This window comes from Saccharopolyspora griseoalba (genome assembly GCF_042665275.1).
Classification (GTDB): domain Bacteria; phylum Actinomycetota; class Actinomycetes; order Mycobacteriales; family Pseudonocardiaceae; genus Saccharopolyspora; species Saccharopolyspora griseoalba.
On the sequence record NZ_JBHTCJ010000012.1, the window covers coordinates 75,334 to 99,204 of the forward strand.

20 protein-coding genes are annotated in these 23,871 nt (G+C 69.8%); 13 read left to right on the top strand and 7 right to left on the bottom strand.

The window, feature by feature from the left end; genetic code table 11:
* Positions 1 to 960 carry a TIGR03557 family F420-dependent LLM class oxidoreductase gene (locus tag ACFQRI_RS21005; RefSeq protein WP_380671237.1) on the bottom strand — a complete coding sequence of 320 codons (960 nt, stop codon included), beginning with the start codon at positions 958 to 960 and terminating at the stop codon, positions 1 to 3.
* Positions 961 to 1,695: 735 nt separating this feature from the next.
* Between ACFQRI_RS21005 and ACFQRI_RS21010 the strand changes: the two genes are divergently transcribed.
* Genes ACFQRI_RS21010 through ACFQRI_RS21020 form a run of 3 tightly spaced genes read left to right on the top strand, consistent with a single transcriptional unit; the run spans position 1,696 to position 4,687 of the window.
* Positions 1,696 to 2,775 carry an enolase C-terminal domain-like protein gene (locus ACFQRI_RS21010; RefSeq protein WP_380671239.1) on the top strand — a complete coding sequence of 360 codons (1,080 nt, stop codon included), beginning with the start codon at positions 1,696 to 1,698 and terminating at the stop codon, positions 2,773 to 2,775.
* Positions 2,776 to 2,798: 23 nt separating this feature from the next.
* The gene (locus ACFQRI_RS21015; protein ID WP_380671241.1) at positions 2,799 to 3,827 is read left to right on the top strand and encodes an SDR family oxidoreductase; all 1,029 of its coding nucleotides are present in this window, start codon (positions 2,799 to 2,801) and stop codon (positions 3,825 to 3,827) included.
* Complete coding sequence (locus tag ACFQRI_RS21020) at positions 3,824 to 4,687, top strand: trehalase-like domain-containing protein (RefSeq protein WP_380671243.1); 864 nt, start codon at positions 3,824 to 3,826, stop codon at positions 4,685 to 4,687. Before ACFQRI_RS21015 ends, ACFQRI_RS21020 begins: the two co-directional genes overlap by 4 nt.
* A gap of 333 nt (positions 4,688 to 5,020) precedes the next feature.
* Here ACFQRI_RS21020 and ACFQRI_RS21025 read toward each other — a convergent pair whose 3' ends face one another.
* The 3 genes from ACFQRI_RS21025 to ACFQRI_RS21035 all read right to left on the bottom strand — a co-directional run bounded on the left by ACFQRI_RS21025 (position 5,021) and on the right by ACFQRI_RS21035 (position 10,116).
* On the bottom strand, positions 5,021 to 6,046 hold the full coding sequence (locus ACFQRI_RS21025; RefSeq protein WP_380671245.1) for a heterodisulfide reductase-related iron-sulfur binding cluster: 1,026 nt from the start codon (positions 6,044 to 6,046) through the stop codon (positions 5,021 to 5,023).
* A gap of 193 nt (positions 6,047 to 6,239) precedes the next feature.
* Positions 6,240 to 7,991, bottom strand: coding sequence for an FAD-binding oxidoreductase (locus ACFQRI_RS21030; RefSeq protein ID WP_380671247.1), 1,752 nt, complete (start codon positions 7,989 to 7,991; stop codon positions 6,240 to 6,242).
* Positions 7,992 to 8,322: 331 nt separating this feature from the next.
* Complete coding sequence (locus ACFQRI_RS21035) at positions 8,323 to 10,116, bottom strand: thiamine pyrophosphate-requiring protein (RefSeq protein ID WP_380671249.1); 1,794 nt, start codon at positions 10,114 to 10,116, stop codon at positions 8,323 to 8,325.
* Between the two features lie 424 nt (positions 10,117 to 10,540).
* Between ACFQRI_RS21035 and ACFQRI_RS21040 the strand changes: the two genes are divergently transcribed.
* Positions 10,541 to 10,834, top strand: coding sequence for a hypothetical protein (locus ACFQRI_RS21040; protein ID WP_380671251.1), 294 nt, complete (start codon positions 10,541 to 10,543; stop codon positions 10,832 to 10,834).
* On the opposite strand, the gene ACFQRI_RS21045 is transcribed toward ACFQRI_RS21040, so the two are convergent.
* Entirely contained in the window at positions 10,791 to 11,783 is a 993-nt protein-coding gene (locus ACFQRI_RS21045) for an Lrp/AsnC family transcriptional regulator (protein WP_380671253.1), read from the bottom strand. The genes ACFQRI_RS21040 and ACFQRI_RS21045 overlap by 44 nt on opposite strands.
* A 108-nt stretch (positions 11,784 to 11,891) precedes the next feature.
* Between ACFQRI_RS21045 and ACFQRI_RS21050 the strand changes: the two genes are divergently transcribed.
* The 3 genes from ACFQRI_RS21050 (at position 11,892) to ACFQRI_RS21060 (ending at position 15,804) form a co-directional block, all read left to right on the top strand.
* Positions 11,892 to 13,178, top strand: a complete 1,287-nt coding sequence (locus ACFQRI_RS21050; RefSeq protein ID WP_380671255.1) for an Nramp family divalent metal transporter — start codon at positions 11,892 to 11,894, stop codon at positions 13,176 to 13,178.
* A 110-nt stretch (positions 13,179 to 13,288) separates the two neighbouring features.
* The gene (locus ACFQRI_RS21055; protein WP_380671257.1) at positions 13,289 to 14,713 is read left to right on the top strand and encodes an amidase; all 1,425 of its coding nucleotides are present in this window, start codon (positions 13,289 to 13,291) and stop codon (positions 14,711 to 14,713) included.
* 71 nt (positions 14,714 to 14,784) lie between these two features.
* Complete coding sequence (locus ACFQRI_RS21060) at positions 14,785 to 15,804, top strand: 1-aminocyclopropane-1-carboxylate deaminase (protein WP_380671259.1); 1,020 nt, start codon at positions 14,785 to 14,787, stop codon at positions 15,802 to 15,804.
* Positions 15,805 to 15,906: 102 nt separating this feature from the next.
* On the opposite strand, the gene ACFQRI_RS21065 is transcribed toward ACFQRI_RS21060, so the two are convergent.
* Entirely contained in the window at positions 15,907 to 16,581 is a 675-nt protein-coding gene (locus ACFQRI_RS21065) for an antibiotic biosynthesis monooxygenase (protein WP_380671261.1), read from the bottom strand.
* A 26-nt stretch (positions 16,582 to 16,607) separates the two neighbouring features.
* Positions 16,608 to 17,456 (bottom strand): SDR family oxidoreductase, encoded by an 849-nt coding sequence (locus ACFQRI_RS21070; protein WP_380671263.1) that lies wholly within the window; start codon positions 17,454 to 17,456, stop codon positions 16,608 to 16,610.
* 488 nt (positions 17,457 to 17,944) lie between these two features.
* Between ACFQRI_RS21070 and ACFQRI_RS21075 the strand changes: the two genes are divergently transcribed.
* From ACFQRI_RS21075 to ACFQRI_RS21100, 6 genes are all read left to right on the top strand, one after another.
* The gene (locus ACFQRI_RS21075; protein WP_380671265.1) at positions 17,945 to 18,868 is read left to right on the top strand and encodes a GNAT family N-acetyltransferase; all 924 of its coding nucleotides are present in this window, start codon (positions 17,945 to 17,947) and stop codon (positions 18,866 to 18,868) included.
* A gap of 516 nt (positions 18,869 to 19,384) precedes the next feature.
* A complete protein-coding gene (locus ACFQRI_RS21080) occupies positions 19,385 to 20,368 on the top strand; it encodes an AraC family transcriptional regulator (protein WP_380671267.1) in 984 nt (327 codons plus the stop codon).
* Between the two features lie 112 nt (positions 20,369 to 20,480).
* Positions 20,481 to 21,278: a carbon-nitrogen family hydrolase gene (locus tag ACFQRI_RS21085; RefSeq protein WP_380671269.1), complete on the top strand. Its 798-nt coding sequence runs from the start codon at positions 20,481 to 20,483 to the stop codon at positions 21,276 to 21,278.
* Between the two features lie 82 nt (positions 21,279 to 21,360).
* Positions 21,361 to 22,038 (top strand): DUF2848 family protein, encoded by a 678-nt coding sequence (locus tag ACFQRI_RS21090; protein ID WP_380671271.1) that lies wholly within the window; start codon positions 21,361 to 21,363, stop codon positions 22,036 to 22,038.
* Positions 22,038 to 23,510 carry a 4-hydroxyphenylacetate 3-hydroxylase family protein gene (locus ACFQRI_RS21095; RefSeq protein ID WP_380671273.1) on the top strand — a complete coding sequence of 491 codons (1,473 nt, stop codon included), beginning with the start codon at positions 22,038 to 22,040 and terminating at the stop codon, positions 23,508 to 23,510. Before ACFQRI_RS21090 ends, ACFQRI_RS21095 begins: the two co-directional genes overlap by 1 nt.
* Entirely contained in the window at positions 23,507 to 23,863 is a 357-nt protein-coding gene (locus ACFQRI_RS21100; RefSeq protein ID WP_380671275.1) for a cupin domain-containing protein, read from the top strand. Before ACFQRI_RS21095 ends, ACFQRI_RS21100 begins: the two co-directional genes overlap by 4 nt.
* The last annotated feature ends 8 nt before the right edge of the window (positions 23,864 to 23,871 follow it).

Sequence of the window (23,871 nt, forward strand, 5' to 3'; positions counted from 1 at the left end):
TCAGGAGGACCGGATGCGTGGCAGCACGTGCTGCTGCCACGCCTGGAAGAAGCTGTCCTGATCGGGGCCGATCTGCTGGACGTAGACCTCGTCGTAGCCGCAGTCTGCGAAGCGCTCGATCATGTCGAGCGGTCGCTCGATCTCGGGCCCGCACGGTACCGCCCGTTCGACGGCTTCCCGGCTGACCAGCGAGGAGGCCTGTTCGAACTGGTGGGGTGTGCACAGCACCTGCGCCAGCTGGCCGGGAAGCTGCTCGTGGGCCCAGCGCTGGTGCGCGGTGCCGAGCGCCTCGTCGGCGGTATCGGCCCAGCAGACCTTGAAGCCCGCCTGCGCGGGTCCGCGGCCACCGCCGTTGTCGCGGAAGGTGCGCACGAGGTCGTGGTCGGCGAGGGTGCTGGCGAAACCGTCGCCGATCCGGCCGGCCAGCTGCGCCGCGCGTCGTCCGAAGGCCGACACGTAGATCGGTACCGGCTCCGGGGGCACCGTGTACAGGCGCGCGTTCTCGACGGTGAAGTGGTTGCCGCGGTGCGTGACCTGCCGGCCCGTGAGCAGTTCTCGAATCACTTCGACGGCTTCTTCGAGCATGTCGAGCCGGACGTCGGCAGGGGGCCACCGATCGCCGAAGACGTGCTCGTTGAGGGCTTCGCCGCTTCCCACTCCGAGCGCGAACCGTTGTTCGCACTGCAGGGCCGCCGTCGCCGCTGCCTGCGCCACGATGGCGGGGTGGATCCGGAGTATCGGGCAGGTGACGGCCGTTGTGATGGGCAGCGTCGTCACCTGCGACAGCGCGCCGATCACCGACCACACGAAGGGGCTGTTTCCCTGGTCGTCGTTCCAGGGGTGGAAGTGGTCGGAGATCCACAGCCGTTCGAACCCGGCCTGCTCGGCCATCTCGGCCTGCCGCACCAGCTCGTGCGGGCCGAACTCCTCGCAAGAAAGGAAGTACCCGATCGTGACCATGCCGTAGGTTTCCCGCTGCGGCCTGCGGGCAATCGTAGTGTCGAGGCGTCGGTCGGTCCTCGGTCCGGTCCTGGTGGCCGGCTGATGGGGCGCGGTTCTCGCGCGGTCGGGAAGCCGCGCGGGCTCTGCGGTGAACGTCCAGGACGAGCACGCAGCGTTGTGGAGGTGAGCGATGACCGCCGCGCGAGACATCGCGCACGTGGGCGCGGAGTGCGTTCGCACGGGTCGGGGCGCGGCCCGCGACGTTCCGCCTGCGCGGGCCGGACAGCTGCTCGAGGTCTCGTCCGTCGATTGACGGTTCCGGTGACTGCGCGGCCGGCGGATCCGGCGCCGCCGTTGCGCAGCGCGGCTCCAGGTTCGACGCGCGAGCGTTCGTCGGTGGTGCGACGGGAGACAACTCGGGCGTGGCCGCGCGCGTGATCAGCGCTGCGGTGCGCACGAACAGCGGTGGCGGGCGTTCGAACGACGATGAAACGCAGGAGGTGCTCTCGTGGCGGAACTCGTGACTGATCGGGCGTTGGCCCATCCGCGAAACGCATCCGCACGTGCGGGTGAGAGTGACGGCGGTTCGCCGACCGCGTGGGAACGGGCCGATGACCGGCCCCGGTTCGTCCGGCTCCCGGGTGGTCTCGAAGCCCGGACGGTGGTCGGCGAGGCCCTGAACGCCGAGGTGCACGAGTTCTCGCCCGGTGACCGGGGCTGCGAGTGAGCACCTCCGGTGCCCCGATCAGATCCGTGCGGGCGAGCGCGTACCGGGTGCCGACCGAGGTCGCGGAGGCCGATGGCACCTTGGCCTGGTCGGCCACGACGATCGTGGTGGTGCAGGCCGAGGTCGGCGATGTGCTGGGGCTGGGGTGGACCTACGCCGACGGCGCGTGCGCGGCACTCGTGCACGACGTGCTCGCACCCGTCGTGGAAGGCGGTGACGGGCTGGACGTTCCGGCCGCATGGTTGGCGATGCAGCGCGCGATCCGCAACCTCGGTCGGCCGGGGTTGGTCTCGTGCGCGATGTCGGCGGTGGAGATCGCGCTGTGGGACGCCGCCGCGCGGTTGCTCGGGCTGCCGCTGTGCCGGCTCCTCGGGCGAGTGCGCGAGTCCGTTCCCGTGTACGGCAGCGGCGGGTTCACCAGCTACGACGACCAGCAGTTGGGCGAGCAGCTGCAGCGGTGGGTTTTCGATCAGGAGCTCGCCGCGGTGAAGATCAAGATCGGTGCCGGGTGGGGGAGCCGGGCCGATCGCGACCTCGAACGGGTCGACCTCGCCCGCGAGATGATCGGTTCCCGAGCGGAGCTCTACGTCGACGCCAACGGCGCCTACGGGACGGGGCAGGCGGTCCGGATCGGTCGTCGGCTCGACGAGCGCGAGGTGCTGTGGTTCGAGGAGCCCGTCTCCAGCGATGACCTCAGCGGGCTGCGACGGGTGCGGGAGGCGGTCGGCGCCGATGTCGCCGCCGGGGAGTACGGCTACCACCTGCCCTATTTCGCAGCGATGCTCGAAGCCGAGGCGGTCGACTGCCTGCAGGCCGACGTGACGCGGTGCGGGGGATTCGGGGAGTGGTTGCGGGCCGCTGCCGTCGCGGCGGCCCGCAACCGCGAGATGTCGAGCCATTGCGCGCAGAACCTCGCCGCGCACGTGGCGATGGCCACCGCCAACGTCCGGCACCTGGAGGGGTTCCACGACCACGACCGCATCGAGCGGATGTTCTTCGACGGCACCCTCGACCCCGCGGGTGGTGAGGTGCGGGTCGATATGTCCGGAACGGGGCACGGCATGACCTTCAAGGAGGTCGATGCCGAACGCTTCCGGGTGAGCTGAGCCGGGAGGGGAGGCGGAACTCGGTGACGCGAGTCGTGGTGGTGGCCGGTGCGAGCGGCGGTGTGGGCCGCGCGGTCGCCGACGCCTACGGGAAGCGCGGGGCGAAGGTGGCGCTCGTGGCTCGCGGGAGCGCGGGACTGGAGGCCGCCGCGCGAGATGTGCGCAGCGGTGGTGGAACACCGCTGGTAGTGCCCGCCGATGTCGGCGACCACGGGCAGGTCCAGGCGGCGGCCGCCCGTGCTGAAGCCGAGCTCGGACCGATCGACGTCTGGGTCAACGCCGTGCTGGGGACCGTGCTGGCGCCGTTCGCGGAGATCGGCCCGGAGGAGTACCGGCGTGTCACCGAGGTGACCTACCTCGGCTGCGTGCACGGCACGATGGCCGCGCTGCGCTTCATGCGGCCGCGAGAACGCGGCGTGATCGTGCAGGTCGGTTCGGCCCTGGCCTACCGGGGCGTTCCGCTGCAGACGGCCTACTGCGGAGCCAAGCACGCGATCCAGGGCTTCCACGAATCGCTGCGCTGCGAACTGCTGCACGAGGGCAGCGGCGTCCAGGTCACCATGGTCCAGCTGCCCGCGGTCAACACGCCGCAGTTCTCCTGGGTGCGCTCCCGCTTGCCGCGTCACCCGCAGCCGATGCCGCCGATCTACCAACCGGAGGTCGCCGCCGACGCCGTGCTGCACGCCGCCGATCAGCCGCAGCGCCGCGAGCACTGGGTCGGTGGCAGCACGGTGGCCACGTTGATCGCCAACGCGGTGGCTCCTGGGCTGCTGGACCGCTACCTCGCCCGCACCGGCCACGCCGCGCAGCAGACCGATCGCGTCGCCGACCCCGATCGCGCGGACAACCTGTGGCGGCCGGTGGACGGGGCCGACGGGCGCGACCACGGTGCGCACGGCGTCTTCGACGCACGCGCGCACGAGCGGAGTCACCAGCTCTGGGCGTCGCACCACCACGGCGCGATCGCCGCCGCGCTGGCCGGGGCCGCCGCGGTGGGGGTGGGGTTGCTGCGGCGCCGGCGATGCGCACCGCGGTGCGGGAGCCATCGGTGAGCGGAGCGCACGAGTTCATGCCCCAGCCCCTGGCGGAGCACGCCGTGCTCGCCGACGGCTATCGGGGTGGGGTGTGCGGTCCGCGCGGCGACATCGTGTGGATGTGCGCGCCGCTGTGGCACGACGACGCGGTCTTCTCGACGCTGCTCGGTGGGGCAGGTGCCTACACCGTCGAGCCCGTCGAACCGTTCGTCCGGGGCGGGTACTACGAACCCCGCTCCCTGATCTGGCGGCACGGGTGGGTGACCACGTCGACGATCGTCGAGTGCCGGGAAGCCCTGGCCCGCCCCGCCCGCCGGAACGAAGTCGTGCTGCTCCGCCGGATCGAGGCCGTCGAGAGAGAAGCCCGGTTGCGCGTCGAGCTCGACGTTCGCGCCGGGTACGGGCAGCAGCCCGCTCAAGACCTCGCGCGCTGCGAGGGCGGCCGGTGGACCGGTCGCTGCGGTCGGCTCCGGATGCTCTGGTCGGGGGCGCGGGACGCCTCCGCGGACGACACCGGTGCGCTGCGAGCGGAGGTGACCGGGCCCGCGGGCGAGCACCGCGACTTCGCCCTCCAGCTCACCACCGAGCCGGTCGACCCCGCGCTCGCCTGGCAGCGGACCGCCTCGACGTGGGAGCGCGAAATCCCCCGGTTCGACCACGTCGTCGCACCCGGGGACGCGCAGCACGCCCACGCGGTGCTGCGCGGGATGACTATGCCGGGACGAGGCATGGCCGCGGCCGCGACGATGGCGCTGCCCGAGCGGGCCGAAAGGGGCCGCACGACGACTACCGCTACGCGTGGATACGCGACCAGTGCTACGCCGGGATCTCGGCGGCATCCGCCGGGGATGACTCGCTGCTGGACGACGACGCGGTGAGGTTCATGACCGAACGCGTGCTGGCGGACGGCGAAGGCGCCTTCCCGCTGTGCGGCTTCTTCATGTCCCTCGCCGAACACCACACGGGGAACGAGATCGCCGCACTGCGCTGGTTCGAGCGCAACAGAGCCGCCTGCGGCCCACCCGGGCTGTTCTGCGAGGAGTTCGACGTCGGGCAACGGCAGCTCCGGGGCAACCTCCCGCGAGCGTTTCGTCCACGCCCTCCTGCTCGAGACCGCCGTGCGCCCTGCACCAGACCGGTGAGCGGTGAGCACGAACAGCTCTCGGGAACGTCGGACCTGGGCTCGTGGTGCACGTGCTCAACCAGAACGATCAGCAGGCCGGGTCGGGGCCGTCCTCACCGCTGGCCACCCGGCCGTCGAGCATCCGCCAGGACCTCCGCGAGGTGCACGGCCGTGCGGTCGCTGCCGTGGGCGATCTGCTCGCGGCAGCTGAAACCTCTGCCACCACCGTCGTCCCGGGGTTCGCACGGCGCACGGCCGGGAGCAGCGCGTGCTCGGCGCAGGCCATCGACACGTCGTAGTGCCCGCGCTCGAAGCCGAAGTCCCCGGCCAGTCCGCAACAGCCCGAATCGAGGACATCCGCGTCCACACCCGCCTCGTGCAGCACCCTCTCGTCCGCTGCGAATCCCAGCACCGCGTGCTGGTGGCGGTGCGTCTGCACGATGGCGTCGATCTCTCGTCGCGGCGGACGCCAGTCCTCGCGGGCGTGGTGGGTCAGGGCCTCGGCCAGGGTCAGGAACTGGCCGAGCAGCCGTTCGGCGTCCTCGTCGTGGGGGAGGAGCTCGCGAACGTCCGAGCGGAACACCGCCAGCCAGGAGGGTTCCACACCGACCACAGGGGTGCCCGCCTCGATCCACGGCCGCAGCACGCGGAACGTCCGGCGCAGCATTCGCCGGGCCGACTGGAGCTGGCCGGTCGAGATCAGGGTCAGCCCGCAGCACACCGAGCGATCCGGGACGGCCACCCGGAAACCGGCTCTCTCCAGCACCTCGACCGCGGAGCGCGCGATCCTCGGTTCGAAGTGATTGGTGAACGTGTCCGGCCACAGCACCACGGCATCGTGGTCACCGGGCCGGGGCTCGGGACGCGGCCTCCTGCGCCACTGCTGCTGGAAACTCCTGGGAGCGAACCGCGGCGCCGCCCTCTCGGGGGTGATGCCGGCGATGCGCTTGCTCGCCTCGGCGACTCCGGGAGCGTGCAAGGTCGCGTTGACCAGGCGCGGCGCCAACCTCGCACCCCGCGCCAGGACCGGAAGCCAGCCGAGCGAGTAGTGCGTGATCGGGCGCGGCCGGTTTCGGTAGTGCTGCGCGAGGAACTCGGCCTTGTACATCGCCATGTCCACCCCGGTCGGGCAGTCCGACTTGCAGCCCTTGCAGGCAAGGCACAGGTCCAGCGAGTCCCGGACCTCCTTCGACCGCCAGCCGCCGCGATCGGGGTGTCCGCGTGGCCCTGCATCATCTCGAACAGCAGCCGGGCCCGGCCGCGCGTCGAGTGCTCCTCCTCACCGGTCGCCCGGTACGACGGGCACATCACGCCTCCCGTCGTGCTGCGGCAGTTGCCGATGCCCACGCACCGCATGACCCCTGGTGAAAGCTCCCGCCGTCATCGGGAAAGCCCAAGTGCGTACTCGGATGTTCCGGACGGTAGCCCGACCCCAGCCGCAGGTTCGCGTCCGCGCGGTAGGGCGCGACGACCTTGCCCGGGTTCATCCGGTTGTCCGGGTCGAAGATGTTCTTGACCTCGCCGAAGGCCTGCACGATCTCCTCGCCGAACATGTGCACCAGCAGCTCGCCGCGCCCCTGACCGTCACCGTGCTCGCCGGACAACGACCCGCCGTAGGAGGTGACGAGCTCGGCGGAGCGGTGCAGGAACCGGTGGAACGTCGCCACACCGGGGCCGCTCTTGAGCCGGAACGGGATGCGGACGTGCACGCACCCGTGCCCGAAGTGCCCGTACAGCGCGGGGCGCTCGTAGCCGAACTCGGCGAACAGCGCCAGCAGGTCCCGCAGGTAGTCGCCCAACCGCTCCGGCGGAACGGCGGAGTCCTCCCAGCCCGACCAGCACTCCGGCATGTCCGGCGGATTGGCCGTCGCCCCCAACCCCGCCTCGCGCGCCTTGAGCAGCCGGTGCTCGCGCTCCGGATCGTCCGACACGGCCACGTCCGGGTCCTGCGAGGACTTGCCCAGGCCGTTCAGCAGCCGGTGCACCTGCTCGTCGGCCTCCGCGACGGTGTCCCCGCCGAACTGCACGAACAGCCAGCTGGCGCCGTCCGGTAGCAGCGCCACCGAGTCCAGGTACAAGCGCTCCTCGCGCAGGAAGTGCACGAGCTCGCCGCCGAGGGCCTCCAACTGCAGCGGTGCGCAGTGCTTCAACAGCCGGTGGACGTCGTCGGCCGCGGCCGCGACGTCGTCGTAGCCGAGCACGACCAGCGCCTTGCGCGCCACGGTCGGGACGAGATCGAGTTCGGCGTGCAGCACGCTGACCAGCGTTCCCTCGCTGCCCACGAGCAGCTCGGCGAGGTTGATGCCTCCCTCGTCCTCTCCGGTGCGACGCAGCAGCGCGTCGAGGTTGTACCCCGACACGCGGCGCGGGATGTCGGGGAAGCGCTGCTGGATCCGCTCTCGGTATCGGTCTCGGACCTCGCGCAGTCGCCGGTAGATCTCGCCCTCGCGGCCGCCCTGGGCGATCACGTCGCGCAGCTGCTCCTCGGTCACCGGGCCCACCCAGCAGCGCAACCCGTCGTAGGTGAGGATCTCCAGACCGCGCACGTTGTCCGCGGTCTTGCCGTAGCGCTGGGCACTGGCGCCGCACGAGTTGTTGCCGATCATCCCGCCGAGCGCGCAGTGGCTGTGCGTCGAGGGGTGCGGACCGAACATCAGGTCGTGCTCGGCGAGCCTGCCGTTGAGCGCGTCGAGCACGATCCCCGGCTCGACCACGCACGTCCTCCGCCGGGGGTCGACGGAAACGAGCTCGTGGCAGTACTTGGTCCAGTCGATGATCACGGCGGTGTTCGTGGCCTGCCCGGCCAGGCTCGTGCCCCCGCCCCTCGACAGCAGTGGTGCCCCGTGCTCGTGGCAGACCCGCACCGCTTCCGCTCCGGCGTCGACGGTGTGCGGTGCGACGACGCCGATGGGGACTTGGCGGTAGTTCGACGCGTCGGTGGCGTAGGCACCGCGAGTGCCCGCGTCGAAGCGCACCTCTCCGTCCACGGTCACGAGCAGGTCGCGCTGCAACGCCTCGACGTCCACCCCGGCCGCGCCGGGCGGGCCCGCCGTCGTCATGTCACCTCCCGCGCTCGAGCGCCCGCGACACCGCCGCACCGCACTGGGCAGGGGCGGCGTCAGCCTCCTTCGGCGCCAGTGCGTGCCCGAGCTCCAGGAGCCAGCCGCCCCGCACCATCCCGCAGGTCGCGCCGTCGACGATCACCGGCAACCGAGCCGATAGCGGTGCGCAGCACTCGGGACCGGCCGGAATTGGGCACGGCGGTTCGCTCGCCAGGCCGTGGCGATGTCGAATTGGCCGACCACGACAGCGGCCCTGGGCTCTGTCGTCCCGCAGTGCGCGGGGAGACTTCGGAGCCGCTGCTCTCCGCGCCGCTTCCTGGAGCTGCGCTCACCTCTTGCTCCGACCCGGGAGGAACTCCTGAGCCTTGGCCTTGGTGCCCGCCTTGACCACGGACCAGGCGTCGGGGTCGCCCTTGAGCAGGGCGCTGGCAGTGCTCTCCATCTGCTCCCAGTTCGCCTCGGGCGGGATCGGCGGCACCGCCGGGTCGGTGACGAACTCCACCAGGCACGGACGATCGGCCTCCAGCGCCTGCCGCCACGCACCGGTGATGTCGCTGGGATCATCCACCTTGATCCCCCGCAACCCGAGGCTCTCGGCGTAGCCGGCGTAGGGGAAGGTCGGCAGCTGTTGCGAAGGCAGGAACTGCGGTGCGCCGCCCATCGCGCGCATCTCCCAGGTGACCTGGTTGAGGTCGCCGTTGTTGAGCACCCCGACCACCACGCGCGGGTCGTCCCACTCCGACCAGTAGTGCGCCATCGTGATCAGCTCGTTGATGCCGTTCATCTGCATCGCCCCGTCGCCGACCAGGGCGAACACCGGCCGATCCGGATGCGCGAACTTCGCACCCGTGGCGTAGGGCATCCCCGGCCCCATCGTGGCCAGAGTGCCCGACAGCGACCCGCGCATCTTCCCGCGGATCCGCAGGTGCCTGCCGTACCAGTTCGCCGCCGAACCCGCGTCGGTGGTCAGGATCGCGTTGTCCGGCAGCATCGGCGACAGCTCGTGGAACACCCGCTCCGGGTTGATCGGATCGGCCTCGACACCGGCGCGACGCTCCATCACGTCCCACCAACCGCGCACGGTCTCCTCGACCTTCTCCCGCCAGCGGCGGTCCTCCTTGCGACGCAGCAGCGGTAAGAGCTGCTGCAGGGTCGCCCTCGCGTCGCCCAGCAAGTTCACCTCGAACGGGTAGCGCATCCCGATCAGCGTCGGGTCGATGTCGATCTGCACCGCACGAGCCTGGTCGAATCCCGGCAGGAACTGGCTGTACGGGAAGCTCGCACCCACCATCAACAGCGTGTCGCAGTCGCGCATGAGCTCCCACGACGGCCGCGTGCCCATCAGCCCGGACACGCCGGTCACGTACGGCAGGTCGTCGGACAGCACGTCCTTGCCCAGCAACGCCTTAGCCACCCCGGCCCCGAGCACGTCGGCGACCTCGGTGACCTCCTCGGCCGCGTCGCGGGCGCCCTGGCCGACCATCATCGCCACCCGCTCCCCGGAGTTGAGGATCTCCGCGGCGTGCTCCAGGGCGTCCCGATCCGGCGTGACCGTCGACCCCGAGATCCCCAGGCTGGAGGGCACCATCTTGAACGCGTGCGTCGGTGGCGCGTACTCGGTCTCCTGCACGTCGCCGGGGATGATCAGAGCGGTGATCGTGCGTTTGGCCATCGCGGTGCGCATCGCCCGATCGAGCGCGTTCGGCAGCTGCTGGGGTGTCGAGACGAACTGGACGTACTCGCTGGCCACGTCCTTGTACAGCGAGTTCAGGTCGATCTCCTGCTGGTAAGCCCCACCCAGCGAAGTGCTGCCCTGCTGGCCGACGATGGCGACCACCGGAACGTGGTCCAACTTGGCGTCGTAGAGCCCGTTGAGCAGGTGCACCGCTCCGGGACCGCCGGTGGCGATGCACACTCCGACCCGGCCCGAGAACTTCGCGTAGCCGACGGCCTCGAACGCGGCCAGCTCCTCGTGCCGGGCTTGGATGAACCGGGGCTCGTTACCCGCTCGCTGCCAGGCGGCGAGGATCCCGTTGATGCCGTCGCCCGCGTAGGAGAACACCTCGTCCACACCCCACTCGCGCAAACGCCGCAGCACGAAATCCGACACCAACTCGGCCATGACGACACTCCAGTCCGTTCCGTCGTGCGCTTGTACGTCCCTGGCGAGCACGCGACCCGCGGCCGCTCCTGCCGACCGCCGTACCCAACGCCGCCGCGCGGCTAAACGCGACCCGCGGCGCGCACCCCGGGCATCTCCACGCCCGATCCAGCGCGAGCGCCACCACGTCGTCGTGATCGAGGCCCGACGGGAACCGACTCGTGTCGCAACCCCGACGGCACGGCCATCGCGATGAACAACGCACCGCCGACCGCAGCGCGGAGCCAGGGCACGGTCCCAAGCGCGGTCCGCTCATTTCGCGGCACTCAGCAGGACTGGAAGGGGCGCCGGTACGACAAGGGGCCACGCCACCGGAGGAGCGCACCGAACGGCCGCCTAGGCATCGAAGTCGGAACCAGCTCCGGCGACCTGGTAGACGCCACCCGTGCCCAACCTTGCCGAGAAGGGCACGGATCTCCTGCTCGCGATGGGCTCCTACCGCTGGCACCAAGGCATGGAGGTCGTCTCGCGGATGAGGTTGGGGGAGCAGGTGCGCCACATGGGGGTGGACGAGGCTCGCGTCTGCGCAGCGACCGAGGTCGTCGGTTCCGATCCCGCCGTGCGCCGGGGCCGCTGGGCGCGCATCGGCTCGCGCACGGCCGCGGCCGCCGTTGCCACGAGCACGACGGTTGGTCTCAGCGGCCAGAGCTGGGCGGTGCGAGCACGCCGCTGCGCTTGAGCGTGCAGAGCACCATCGACGTTTCCACGTGCTGGACCCGCTTCGCCCACGGAGCGCGGCTGACGAAGTCGTCGAGCGCTTTCGGCGTCGGCAGCGTCGCGTTGATCAGGAACTGCCAGTCGCCGCAGAGCCGGCTGGCGTAGCGCACGTAGGGCGACTCCCGCAGACCCTCGGCGGCGTCATCGACGTCTGCCGGTGAGGTCCGCACCCACAGCATCGCCTCGATCGGCAACCCGACCTGCGCCGGCTCGACCACCGCGCGGATGAGCACGCGGCCGTCGCGGCGCAGGCGGTCGAGGTGGCGGCGAACCGTGGCCTCGGACAACCCCGTCAGCCGAGCCAGTTCCTCGTAGGTGCGGCGCGCGTCCTCGGCGAGCGCGGCCACCAGGAGCTTGTCCTGCTTGGGCAGGTCCTCGGTGTCGCCGAAGTGGCGCTGCCGGGGCAGCGGAGCCGACTCCTCCAGAGCAGCGCGCTCGTCGTCGGTGATCAAGCCGGGATGCCACTCGTGGGCGGTCCGGATGTAGCGCAGGACCGGTTGGGTGAAGCTCTCCACCATCCCAGGTGTCGCGGGCAGTTCGTCCATCACCAGCGAGGCCAGGTGTTCGCTCGGGCAGCTGATCTCGGCGATGCAGTCGGTCGATCCGGTGAGCACGTGGGTGAACATGGCGTCGTCGCGGCGGGCGAGAGCGCCTCCGGCGAGCCTGGCCTGGCCCGGCGCGCAGCGCAGACCGACGATCACTCCCTCGGCGCGCAGCGTCAGCCCGGTGATCCGCACCAGGCCGGACCTGATCAGCTGCGTGCCGCGCCGGGTCACGGTGCGCTCCTGCTCGCCCAGCACATGCGCGATGCGGTGCCAGGACGCGCGGCCGTCCACCTGCAGAGCCCCGACGATGCGGCGATCGAGCTCGTCGAACCGCACCGCCACCTGCCGAGCCAATTCTGCTCCCATTCGCCAACCGTATGACTGATTCCGTCACATCTCCACAGGCCGTTGCCGACATCTGTCGTGGTGTCGCAGCATCCTTTCCCGTCCTGTCCGCACCACGAGGGGATGCGAATGAGCAGCGGCATCACCATCTCCGGGAGTCAGCGACCTGAAGCACCGCGCAGATGGCGCACCCGGCTGCGCTACCTCGGCCCCGGGATCGTGCTGGCCGCCGCCGGCATCGGTGCCGGGGACATGGTCACGAGCCTGTCCGGCGCGGCCGAGCACGGGATGGGGCTGTTGTGGGTCGTCGTCGTGGGTGTCGTGGTGAAGTTCGCGATCACCGAGGCCGTTGGACGTCTGCACCTGGCGACCGGGCGCACGCCAATGGCCAGCATCCGCTCCGCGGGCCGCTGGCTGCCGTGGGTGTTCCTCGTCTTCCTCGCGGTCATCGGCCTCGTGTACGGCGCCGCGCTCAGCTCCGTGGCGGCGCTGGCCGCCAAGGCGCTGATTCCCGGGCTGCCGGTCACCCCGCTGGCGATCGGGCTCGCGCTGGCCTCCGGTGCGCTCGTGCTGGTCGGGCGCTACGGCGCCTTCGAACGGGTCATGATGGGGTTCACGCTGCTGATGTTCGTGGGCGTGATCGCCGCGGCCGTCGCCATGCTCGGGGCGATGGACAACCCCGGCGACGTGCTCGCGACGCTGCGTCCCTCGATGCCCGCCGGCTCGATCATGACCGTGCTCGCGCTGATCGGTGGTGTCGGCGGATCCGCGGGAATCGCCGCGTACGGGTACTGGGTGCGGGAGAAGGGCTGGCGGGAGTCGGGATGGCTGCCCGTGATGCGTGCGGATTCCGCGATCAGCTACCTGATGATCGTCGTGTTCGTGGCCGGGTTGAGCGTGCTGGGCACCGGGCTGCTCTACGGAACCGGGCAGAGCATCGCGGGCACGGAAGGGCTCGCGGCGCTCGCCGATCCCCTCGGGGCCATGCTGGGCACCGTGCCTCGGCTGATGTTCCTGGTCAGCTTCTTCTTCGTCGTGGTCAGCTCGATCGTCGGCGGTTTCAACGGTCTGGGGTTCCTGATGGCCGACTGCGTTCGCGTGATCAGGGGCATTCCCGAAGCCGAGGCGGACCGGCACATGGCGATCACGTCGACCCCCTTTCGCGTCGTCATCGGGTACTTCATGGCGGCCTCCGCGGTGATCGTGTTCACCGGCAAGCCCGTGGGGCTGGTTCTGCTGTACGCCCTGTTCGGGTCGCTGATCCTGCCCATCTTGTCGGGCGCGCTGCTGTACCTGCTCAACAAGCGTTCGATCGACAGCGCCTACCGGAATTCGCTCGCCTCGAACATCGGCCTTTCCAGCGCCCTCGTGCTGTTCGCCGTCCTGGGCGTGGCGCAGATCGCCGAGATGTTCTGAGGACTGGTTCCAGAACGGTGCTGCTCGGATCGCCGTCGAGCAGCCCGCCACGGCGCTGGAGCACCGGATGTCGCCTGCTGCGGCTGCGACCGGCTGCGCTCGTTTCCGAGATGACCTGCGAGGAAGGAAACCGCGTGCACTTCGACAACGCCCTCGATCTCACCGGCGCGATCCGGCGCAAGGAGGTCTCCTGCCGCGAGGTGCTGGCAGCCCACCTGGAGCGGATCGAGCGCCTGAACCCGACCATCAACGCCATCGTCACGCTCACCGCCGAGCGGGCGCTCGAGCAGGCCGCCGCGGCCGACGATCGGCTCGCCAACGGCGGGGAGGTCGGTCCCCTGCACGGCTTGCCGATCGCGCACAAGGATCTCGCCTCGACGGCCGGAATCCGGACCACCTACGGCTCGCCGATCTTCGCCGACAACGTGCCCGACCGCGACGACCTGATCATCGACAGGCTTCGCGCTGCTGGTGCGATCACGGTGGGCAAGACGAACGTCCCCGAGCTCGGACTCGGCTCGCACACCTTCAACCCGGTCTTCGGCGCGACCCGGAACCCGTTCGACACCGCGAGGAGCGCGGGTGGAAGCAGCGGTGGCGCCGCGGCGGCGCTGGCGACCGGGATGGTTCCCGTCGCCGACGGCAGCGACACCGGTGGCTCGTTGCGGAACCCGGCCTCGTTCTGCAACGTCGTCGGCCTCCGGCCGTCTCCCGGGCGGGTGCCGTCCTGGCCCGACGCGGCGCCGTGGGGTCAGCTGTCGGTCAAGGGCCCGATGGCGAGAACTGTCGCGGATGTGGCGCTGCTGCTGTCCGTGGTCGCCGGCCCGGACGTGCGGAACCCCATCGCGCTGGAAACCCCGGGCGCGTCGTTCCGGCCGCCGCTCGACGGCGATCTGCGCGGCCTGCGCATCGCCTGGACGCCCGACTTCGCCGGCAGCGTTCCCGTCGATCGCGAGGTCGTCGAGGCGCTCGCGCCGACTCTGAAGGTCTTCGCAGACCTCGGTGCCACGGTCGATCAAGCGTGCCCGGACCTGTCCGGAGCCGACGAGGTGTTCCGGGTGCAGCGCGCTTGGCAGATGGAGCTGACGTACGGAGCGCTGCTGGATGAACATCGCGGGTCGCTGAAGGCCGACGCGGTCTGGAACATCGAAGAGGGTCGCAAGCTCACCGGCCCCGACATCGGTCGTGCCACGAAGCTGCACGCGGCGCTCTACCAGCGCGTCCGGCAGTTCTTCGAGAGGTTCGACGTGCTTCTCGCGCCGGTCAGCCAAGTCGTTCCGTTCGACGTGGAGCTCGATTATCCGAGCGAGGTCGCCGGGGTACCGATGCGGACGTACTTGGACTGGATGGCAGCTTGCTACCTGGTCTCGGCGACCGGGTGCCCCGCGCTGTCCGTTCCCGCCGCGTTCACCCCGGACGGCCTGCCCGTCGGACTGCAGGTCGTCGGTCCGCACCGGCAGGACCGGCAGGTCCTGTCCGTGGCGCACGCGTTCGAGCAGGCCACCGGTGTTGGACAGCGGCGTCCGACGTTCTAGTCAACCCTGTTGGGGCCGGATTCGCCCATGTTCCCGCCCAAAGCCGCACACCCGACGTGGAGGAGATCGCTGTGCCCCTGAACGACTTCGACCGCTACCCCTTGCTGTTCGGCCCGTCGCCGGTGCACCGCTTGGAGCGGCTGACCGCTCGACTGGGAGGACCGGAGATCTGGGCCAAGCGCGAGGACTGCAACTCCGGTATCGCCTTCGGCGGCAACAAGACCCGCAAGCTCGAATACCTGGTGGCCGATGCGCTCGCCCAGGGCTGCGACACGCTCGTGTCCATCGGCGGCGTCCAGTCCAACCACACCCGGCAGGTCGCGGCCACCGCGGCACGTGTCGGCCTCAAGTGCGTGCTGGTGCAGGAAAGCTGGGTGGACTGGCCCGACGCCGTCTACGACAAGGTCGGCAACATCCTGCTCTCCCGCCTCAGCGGGGCGGATGTCCGGCTGGTCGAGTCGGGATTCGGCATCGGTTTCAAGGAGAGCTGGCGCCAGGCCATCGCCGAGATCGAGGAGTCCGGCGGGAAGCCCTACGCGATCCCCGCCGGTGCCTCCGACCACCACCTCGGTGGGCTGGGATTCGCGAACTGGGCGTTCGAGGTCGCCGAGCAGGAACGGCAACTGGGAACCTTCTTCGACACGATCGTCGTCTGCTCGGTCACCGGCAGCACCCAGGCAGGCATGGTCGCCGGGTTCGCCGCGGTGCACGAGCGCGATGGGGGAGCGCGTCGGATCATCGGAATCGACGCCTCGGCCAAACCCGAGGAGACGCGCGACCAGATCGCGCGGATCGCGCGGAACACGGTCGACCTGATCGGACTTCGCCACGACCTCACCGAGGATGAAATCGTTCTCGATGACCGGTACCACGCCGGCACCTACGGAATCCCCGATCAGACCACCCTGGACGCCATGCGGCTGGCGGCCCGGACGGAAGGGATGATCACGGACCCGGTGTACGAGGGGAAATCGATGGCCGGCCTCATCGATCTCGTCGCCCGCGGCGAGATCGGCGAGGACTCCAAGGTGCTCTACGCCCACCTCGGCGGCCAGCCGGCCCTCAACGGCTACAGCTCGCTGTTCCGCTGAGAGCCGACTCCCACGGATCGGAACGAAGCGCGAGAGCGATGTCGCTGCGCGGGCGTGCGCGTCCGCGCTTGCGAAGCGATCGGGCCCGGTCTCGTTTGGTGCTCACCTGGTCAGCCACGTGGTGAAACGCTTGAAACCGAGCGGTTCCAAGCCGGGGGTGCTGTCGATGAGCCGCGGGACGTCGTCCTCCTCCTGCAGCATGCCCTCGACGATCCGGGCGTGAGCGTCCTCGTCGACGAACTCCGCGTAGTTGACCACGTGGGTGCCATCGGTGCTGATGTGGAAGTGGTTCGAGATCATCCCGGCGGGTGGCATCACGTCGGTCCGCCGGGCGAAACCCGGTTCCTCGTCGAGCAGCGTGTCCACGAAGCGCGCTGCGGTTTCCCGGCTGTCCGAGCGGAACCGGACGGCCACGATGCAGCCGGGTCGGCCTCGTCGGTCGAGCACGAGGCTTCGGTGGAGCCGGTGCTCGAACGTTCCGCGGTGCTCGATGTGCGGGACGGCTTCGTCGATCCGGCGGCGCCGCGCCGGTTGGCCGGTCCGCAGGTCTTCCTGGTACGCCGCCTCGTCCGTCCACTGCGCGTAGTGCAGCACGGTGCGCTCGTCCGTGCTCAGCAGGAGGTTCTGGGACAGCAGCCCGCGCGGCCGTTCCTCGTCCGTCCATGCCGCCACCGCGGCCTGGGCGGACGCGCGCTGGCCTTCCGGTGAACCGGTCGACCACTCGCCGATGACCGCGAGTTCGGCATCCGGGCGGGTGATGTCGGGCGAGGTGTGCATTTCGGCGTCTCCGCTCGATCGTCGGTTCATTCGAAATCAGCGGCGTGGTCGGCGACCCACTCCCGGAAGGTGCGCGCCGGTCGTCCGGTGAGGTCCGCAACGGTCGAGGTGATCGGGCCCGGGTGCTCGATCAGCTGGGCGTAGCCGTTCAGCGCGGCCTCGGCGATCTCAGGCGGCGATCCGGGGAACATCTTGGCGCCGGCTTCGGCCGGCGGGATCTCCACCCAGCGCAGCTGCCGTCCCAGCACCTCGCCGATCGTTCGCACCTGCGCCGCCTGGGTGAGTCGCTCGGGCCCGGTGAGCACGTGCGTCGTGCTCCCATGTCCGGTGCTGGTCAGCACGTGCGCGGCGACGGCGGCGACGTCGCGTTCGTGGATCGGCGTCATCGGCGCCTCGCCGTGCGCCCCGCGCACGGCGTCGGCGGTGCGGATCTCGGGAGCCCAGGAAAGCGCGTTGCTCGCGAACCCGTACGGGCGCAGGAACGTCCACTCGAGCGCGGACTCCTGGATCCGGTGCTCGATCGCGGCGTGGAACGCGGCGATCGGCCCGTTCTGCTCGAGCGCGTCGTCGCGCACCGCTGCGGAGGACACGAAGACGATCCGGCTGGCGTGCTGCTCGATCGCCTCGATGACCGCGGCGTTTTCCGGCACCGTGGCGAACGGCCAGATCAGCAGCACCGCGTCCACGGATTCGAGGGCGGCGCGCAAGCTCGACAGGTCGATCAGGTCGCCGCGCACCACCTCGACCTCGTCGGGCAGCGAGACCGGCTTCCGGGTCATCGCGCGGACTACAGCGCCGGATGCGCGCAGCAGGTCGACGGCGTGCCCGCCGACGTTGCCGGTCGCGCCGATCACCAGGATCTTGTTGCGGTGCATGGGAGCTTCGCTTCCTCGCGGATTCGGGGCGGCTCGCTGCCGCAGCGAGAAATCTACAATACCCGTTGTAGTTAGTGCAACAGTCGTTGTACTTCGTCGTTCGTCGGAAGCACGTGAGGCGGACGGGAGCCCCTCGGCGGTCACCTCGGCGAACTCAGCAGGGGAACCTTCCTGCCAGTTCTCCGACGGCACGAGGCCGGGGCGTGCGTTCTGCGGTCACCGACTCGGGCCACGACCGCGTGCTGCTGCAGGCCCGCTCGGCGCTCCTGCCGCTCCTCGGCGATCCCGTCGGATCACGGCCCAGCGAGTCAGGAAGATGGCGGTCCGGCGGTTGGGGAACACCGCCGCTCGCTCCTTGGGGTGCCGTCGGACCTGTCGCTTCGCCCGCGGCGCACGTCCGTGGTGCCATGGGGGCGGGAGCGGAGAGGAGAGCGATCATGTCCGCAGAAAGGCGAACGAGTGCCGCCGCCTCGGTGTCGGTCCGCCCGTTGGCCGAGCCGGACCTGGATCGGGCCGACGAGATCTTCAGGCTCGCCTTCGGCACCTTCCTCGGTGCCCCTGAGCCGGAGACGTTCTTCGGGACCGCCGACCTTGTCCGCACCCGCTGGGCGGCAGATCCACGCGCTGCCTTCGCAGCGACCGTCGAGGGCGAGGTCGTCGGGTCGACCTTCGCCACCAACTGGGGCAGCGTCGGGTTCTTCGGCCCGCTGACCGTACGTCCGGATCTGTGGGACCAGGGCATCGGCAGACGCCTCATGGAACCGGTCATGGACTGCTTCGACACCTGGCAGAACCGCCACCTCGGCCTGTTCACGTTCTCGCACAGTCCCAAGCACCTCGAGCTCTACCGCCGGTACGGTTTCTGGCCCCGATTCCTCACAGCCATCATGAAGAAGCAGGTCGCCGTCAACGCCGCAGCGCCCGGCCGGGTGCTGTACGGCGAGCTGACCGCCGCTGAGCGGCCCGACGCGCTGAGCCGCAGTCGCGCACTGACGGGGGCCGTGTACGAGGGCCTGAGCTTGGAGCGCGAGATCATGGCCACGCAGGCCCAGGGGCTCGGGGACACCATCCTCCTCGAGGGTGCCGACTCGGACCTCGACGGTCTGGCCGTCTGCCACTGCGGAGCGGGATCCGAGGCCGGTGAGGACGTGTGCTTCGTCAAATTCGGCGCCGTACGCCCTGGCCCGGACGCCGCGGAACGGTTCGAACGACTGCTGAGCGCGTGCGAGCAGCTGGCCACCGAGAAGGGGCTCGGGCAACTGGACGCCGGCATGAACCTGGCCCGCCAGGACGCCTACCAGCGCATGGTCGACCGCGGTTTCCGCACCTGGCTGCAAGGCGTGGCCATGCACAAGCCCAACGAACCTGGATACAGCCACCCAGACGCCTACGTGATCGACGACTGGCGCTGAGCCCCCACCACACTCGACTTCGGGGAAAGGCCCAACGTCATCGGGAGCGAACTGACACCAGGACTCCACACTGTACTTGTCGTTGACCGCCCGTCACCGTTCCTGCTGGCCACCTCGGCACACCGCAGGGATCACGAGACGTCAGCCCCTGAAGGTCAGCGGACGACCCGGGCAGGCGGCTGTGTGCGTAGTCGAGTCGCCTCGCGCGGGTCTTTCCGAAACCACCCGGACGCCGCCAGGTCTGCTGCGGACAAAGGGGGCACAGTGCGACGAGAACGGTATGCGACCTGCGGAAACGCGCTGGAGTGATTTGCCGGTAATCCCGGCATAGGGCGTTGAGCACCGTCGGTGCAGACGCGCACTCCTGCGGCCGCGCCACCCCGGGTGCTGCGCAGTCCGAGGTCGGGTTCCCGTCCTCGTGGCCGTTGACGCAGCGCAGGGCATCGAACACGATGAACTGCCCGAAACGCTCAGGCACCCGAATTCGGACTGCTCACCTGCTCATGGGGTGATGAGATGAGTGTCCCGTCGCTGGCGCAGCTCGCGGAGCATCGCGGCCGCGCCATCTTGAACGATACTGGCGATGCGGGGGAGACGGTCGAGGCCTGCACCGGCACGCTGCGCCCTCATTCCCTCACCGTGAAGGCCGGGGGATCGCGTCTCGCCACCAGGTTGGTGCACGTCCGGCTGCAGGACACCTCGGTCAACCGGCTCCGCTACGGTACCGATGTCACGGTCAGTTCCGGCAACGGCGCACTCGACGACTACCTGCTCACGCTGCCGCTGTCAGGCCACGGCACGTTCCGCTACGGCAACGACATCGCCACCGCTTCGCCCGACCGCGGCGTCATCATCGGCCCCCACCGGGAGTTCGCGTTCGACTTCGACCCGACCTGGGACCAACTGGTCATACGGCTCGACCGCCATCGAGTCGAGTCGGCCGCGTCGGCGTTGACCGGCGAAGTCGGCCTCGTCGACTTCGACATCGCGCTCGCGCCGGGCGTGGCGACGCTCGACGGCCTGCTGGAATCGGCCATGAGCCTGGTCGGCACCGAGATCGCCGACCACCGTCCGCAACTGGTGTGGCAGTTCGAGCAGCTGATTCTCGAAACGCTGCTCATGACCCAGCCGAACAACCGGGCATCCTCGATCGACACCGGGCGGTGCCAGCCGAACTCGCCGCGCGTGCGCCGGGCAATGGAGTTCATGCTGGACCGGCTGGGCGAACCGGTGACCGTCACGGCCATCGCCGAGGCATGCGACACGAGCGTCCGAACCCTGCAGCAGGCGTTCCGACGCGAGGTCGGTTCCTCCCCGCTGCAATGGCTCCGAGAGCAACGTCTGGAACGCGCGCATGCGCTGCTGACCGCAGGACCACCCGGCTTGACGGTCACCGACGTGGCCTACCGATGCGGCTTCTTCCACCTCGGCGAGTTCGGCAGCGCTTTTCGTCGCCGCTACGGCACCACGCCCAGGAAACTCCTGACGACACGACGCTGACCTGCGGTCTCGATCCGGTTCCCGACCTGCGGTGCGGGCGCCTGCGCGATTCCGAGCACGACTCGGCGCCCATCCGATATTCGTGTGCCTCGCATCACGTCAGGGTGGAGTCATGCAGATCGCACTCCTCCAACTCGCCAGCCCGGACGAGGAGTCCGTCGAGGACCGGATCGCCCGCGTGACCGGCCTGCTCGACGTCGAGCACGATCTCCACGACACGGACTTGCTCGTACTTCCGGAGATGTGGACCGCCGGGTACTTCTCGTTCGAGGAGTACGCCTCCCGCGCCGAGCCCCTCGAAGGACCCACGCTGGCGACCGCCCGGGCGTGGGCGCGTGACTTCGACCTGTTCGTGCACCTCGGAAGCTTCGTGGAGGCCGGAGCCGACGGACGGTTGCACAACACCTCCGCCGTCGTCGCACCGGACGGGGCCGTCGTCGCGACCTATCGCAAGGTGCACCTGTTCGGCTACGGGTCGCGGGAGTCGGAGCTGCTCACCGCCGGCGATCAGCTCGGCGTGGGCCACGTCGCCGAGTCCACCACGGGCATCATCACGTGCTACGACCTGCGATTCCCCGAGCTGTTCCGCGGTCTCGTGGACGAAGGGGCCGAACAGCTGATCGTGTGCGCGGCTTGGCCGGCGGCCAGGCTGGAGCACTGGCGGTTGTTCACCTCAGTCCGCGCCGTCGAACAGCAGGCCACCTTGATCGCATGCAACGCCGTCGGCGAACAGAACGGCGTCGCGCTCGGTGGTCACAGCCGAGTGGTGGCGCCGACCGGCGAAGTTCTCGTCGAAGCAGGTGCGCAGGAAGGCTTCACCTACGCCGATGTCGATTCCGCCCTTCCGCGGAAGACGCGCGCCGAATTCTCCGCGCTCGCCGACCGGCGCTGGCCGGTCCCCGCTTCGTAGCGCCACACCAGCCGGTTCCCGGCAGGGAACCGCTTCCTCTTCTCGCACCTCAACGCGCACCCCAAACGCTCAAAGGAGAGTCATGGCCCGTGCAGGAACCACGATCCGGCTTCGCACCGCTGATGGCCAGCCGGTCCACGTGGCACCCAGCCGGCTCGTCGTCGCCGGATACACCGGACGAGATCAGGACGCGGTCCGACACCACATCGAGGAACTGGCAGCCATCGGCGTCCCCGAGCCGGACAGCATCCCGGCCTTCTACGAGCTGGACACCGACCTGCTGACCGTGGGCGAGGACGTCGAGGTCACCGGGGAGCAGACCTCGGGCGAAGTCGAGCCCGTCCTCATCCGCAGCGACGGGCGCTACTACCTGACGGTCGGCAGCGACCACACCGACCGGGCCCTGGAGCGCCACGACATCAAGGCTTCCAAGGGCGCGTGCCCGAAACCGCTGGCCGACACCGTCATCGACCTGGGTGCGCAGCCCGCGTCTCTTCCCTGGGACGAGATCACGGCCACCTGCTGGCTGGACGACGAGCTCTACCAGAACGGCACCCTCGCCCAGCTGCTGCCCATCACCCAGGTCCTCGCCACATGGGAATCGCAGGGCGCCAGCGGCGTTCCGCTGGTCCTCTTCGGAGGGACGATGCCGCTCCTCGACGGCGGCTTCCGGTTCGGCCGGAAATGGCGAATGCGCCTAGAGATCCCCGGACGGCCTGCCGCCGAATTCACCTACACCACTTCTGTGAGGAAGAGCTGATGCGCACCAGCACGGACTACCTGGGTTCGCTCGATGACGGTCGCCGCGTCGTCGTCGACGGCGAGCCGGTCAAGAACGTCGTCGAGCACCCGGCCTTCGCACCGATCGCCCGCACGATCGGACGCCTCTTCGATCTGGCGGCCGATCCCGCCAACAACATGCAGGCCGAGGACCCGGCCACCGGACGGGCCGTCAATCGCCTCTTCCTCCCACCGCGTGGCGCAGGGGAGTTGGCGGCCTACCGGGAGGCAGCTCAGGTCTGGGCCACCGAGACCCACGGTTTCGTGGGACGGTCTCCCGACCACGTCGGTGCCTTCCTGGCCGCTTTCTCCAGCCACCCGGAGGCGTTCGCCGACGACCGGGGGCCCGGCAAGAACCTGGCCGACAACGTCCGCGCCTTCCATCGCCGGGTGGTCGACAACGACCTCTACGTCTCCTACGCGATCATCCCCCCGCAGGTCTCCCGCGCCACCACGGCCCATGCCTGGGAAGGGGACTTCATCCAGGTCGGCGTGAAGGAAGAACGGCCCGACGGCATCGTGGTGCAGGGAGCGCAGATGCTCGCCACAGGAGGTGCCGTGGCAGACGAGATCCTGGTCTCCTGCATCAAGCCCCTCCAGGTCGAGGACGAGGACTTCGCGGTCACCTTCACCGTTCCGGTCGGCACCGAGGGCCTGACGCTGTACTGCCGGCGCCCCTATGCCCCCGGGGCCAGCAGCGAGTACGACTACCCGCTCACCTCCCGCTACGACGAAACCGACGCGCTCCTGGTGTTCGACGAGGTCTTCATCCCCTGGGAGGACGTCTTCGTCTACAAGGACGTGCCCGGCCTCCGCCAGCAGTTCTTCGGCACCGGAGCCCACGTTCTCGGGAACTGGCAGGCCCAGATCCGGTTCGCCACCAAGCTTCGCTTCATGGCCGGGCTGGCCCACAAGGTCGCCGAGGTCAACGGCGTCGACAAGTTCCCCGGAGTGGTGGAGAAGCTGGGCGAGCTGGCCAGCCTGGCGTCCATCGTGGAGTCGGGTGTGCTCGCTGCGGAGCACACCGCCGCCAGCGACGACCAGGGACTGTTCCGTCCGGGCGCCCGCGCGCTGTACGGGGCCATGGGGCTGCAGTCCGAGATCCACCCGCGCGTGATCGGGATCCTGCGCGACCTCGCAGGCGGTGGTGTCCTGCAGCTGCCCGCGAGCGTCGCGGAGCTGCGGAACGAGGGGACCCGAGAGCACATGGACCGCTACGTCAGCAGCCCCGGCACACCGGCCGAGGAGCGGATCAAGCTGTTCAAGCTGGTCTGGGACGCCATCGGTTCGGAGTTCGCCGGTCGGCACCAGCAGTACGAGCTCTTCTACGCCGGCGCGCCCTTCGTCGTGAAGGGCTACGCCTACCGCAACTACGGCTACGACCAGCCGCTCGCCGAGGTCGACGACTTCCTCGCGAGCTACAGCACCACCGGCACGGAGGCAGCACGATGAGCAAACCCGCGATCGAGTTCACCGACATCACTGACGTCGAGTACACCCTGTGCCCCGGCGACGACCCGCTGATCAAGGAACGGGTCCTCGCCACCGACCCGGCGACCGGTATCGCCACCCGAATCCTGCGCTACGAGCCGGGCGCTGACTCGACTCCGATGGGGGTGCAGAAGCACGAGTTCTGGGAAGAGGTCTACATCATCGAGGGGTCGTTCACCGACCTGACGCTGGGCCAGACCTTCTACGCCGGCCAGTTCGCCTGCCGCCCGCCGGGCATGCCTCATGGTCCGTGGCGCTCCGAGGAAGGCGTGACCACCTACGAGGTCCGGTACCCGGCGCCGGCGGAGCGGTGAGACGAGCA

What these genes read in the sequence shown, in the direction of transcription:
- ACFQRI_RS21005 (WP_380671237.1), bottom strand. Translation starts at nt 960, where the DNA reads ATGGTCACGATCGGGTACTTCCTTTCTTGCGAGGAGTTCGGCCCGCAC.
- ACFQRI_RS21025 (WP_380671245.1), bottom strand. Translation starts at nt 6,046, where the DNA reads ATGGCGATGTACAAGGCCGAGTTCCTCGCGCAGCACTACCGAAACCGG.
- ACFQRI_RS21030 (WP_380671247.1), bottom strand. Translation starts at nt 7,991, where the DNA reads ATGACGACGGCGGGCCCGCCCGGCGCGGCCGGGGTGGACGTCGAGGCG.
- ACFQRI_RS21035 (WP_380671249.1), bottom strand. Translation starts at nt 10,116, where the DNA reads ATGGCCGAGTTGGTGTCGGATTTCGTGCTGCGGCGTTTGCGCGAGTGG.
- ACFQRI_RS21045 (WP_380671253.1), bottom strand. Translation starts at nt 11,783, where the DNA reads ATGGGAGCAGAATTGGCTCGGCAGGTGGCGGTGCGGTTCGACGAGCTC.
- ACFQRI_RS21050 (WP_380671255.1), top strand. Translation starts at nt 11,892, where the DNA reads ATGAGCAGCGGCATCACCATCTCCGGGAGTCAGCGACCTGAAGCACCG.
- ACFQRI_RS21055 (WP_380671257.1), top strand. Translation starts at nt 13,289, where the DNA reads ATGACCTGCGAGGAAGGAAACCGCGTGCACTTCGACAACGCCCTCGAT.
- ACFQRI_RS21065 (WP_380671261.1), bottom strand. Translation starts at nt 16,581, where the DNA reads ATGCACACCTCGCCCGACATCACCCGCCCGGATGCCGAACTCGCGGTC.
- ACFQRI_RS21070 (WP_380671263.1), bottom strand. Translation starts at nt 17,456, where the DNA reads ATGCACCGCAACAAGATCCTGGTGATCGGCGCGACCGGCAACGTCGGC.
- ACFQRI_RS21080 (WP_380671267.1), top strand. Translation starts at nt 19,385, where the DNA reads ATGAGTGTCCCGTCGCTGGCGCAGCTCGCGGAGCATCGCGGCCGCGCC.
- ACFQRI_RS21085 (WP_380671269.1), top strand. Translation starts at nt 20,481, where the DNA reads ATGCAGATCGCACTCCTCCAACTCGCCAGCCCGGACGAGGAGTCCGTC.
- ACFQRI_RS21090 (WP_380671271.1), top strand. Translation starts at nt 21,361, where the DNA reads ATGGCCCGTGCAGGAACCACGATCCGGCTTCGCACCGCTGATGGCCAG.
- ACFQRI_RS21095 (WP_380671273.1), top strand. Translation starts at nt 22,038, where the DNA reads ATGCGCACCAGCACGGACTACCTGGGTTCGCTCGATGACGGTCGCCGC.
- ACFQRI_RS21100 (WP_380671275.1), top strand. Translation starts at nt 23,507, where the DNA reads ATGAGCAAACCCGCGATCGAGTTCACCGACATCACTGACGTCGAGTAC.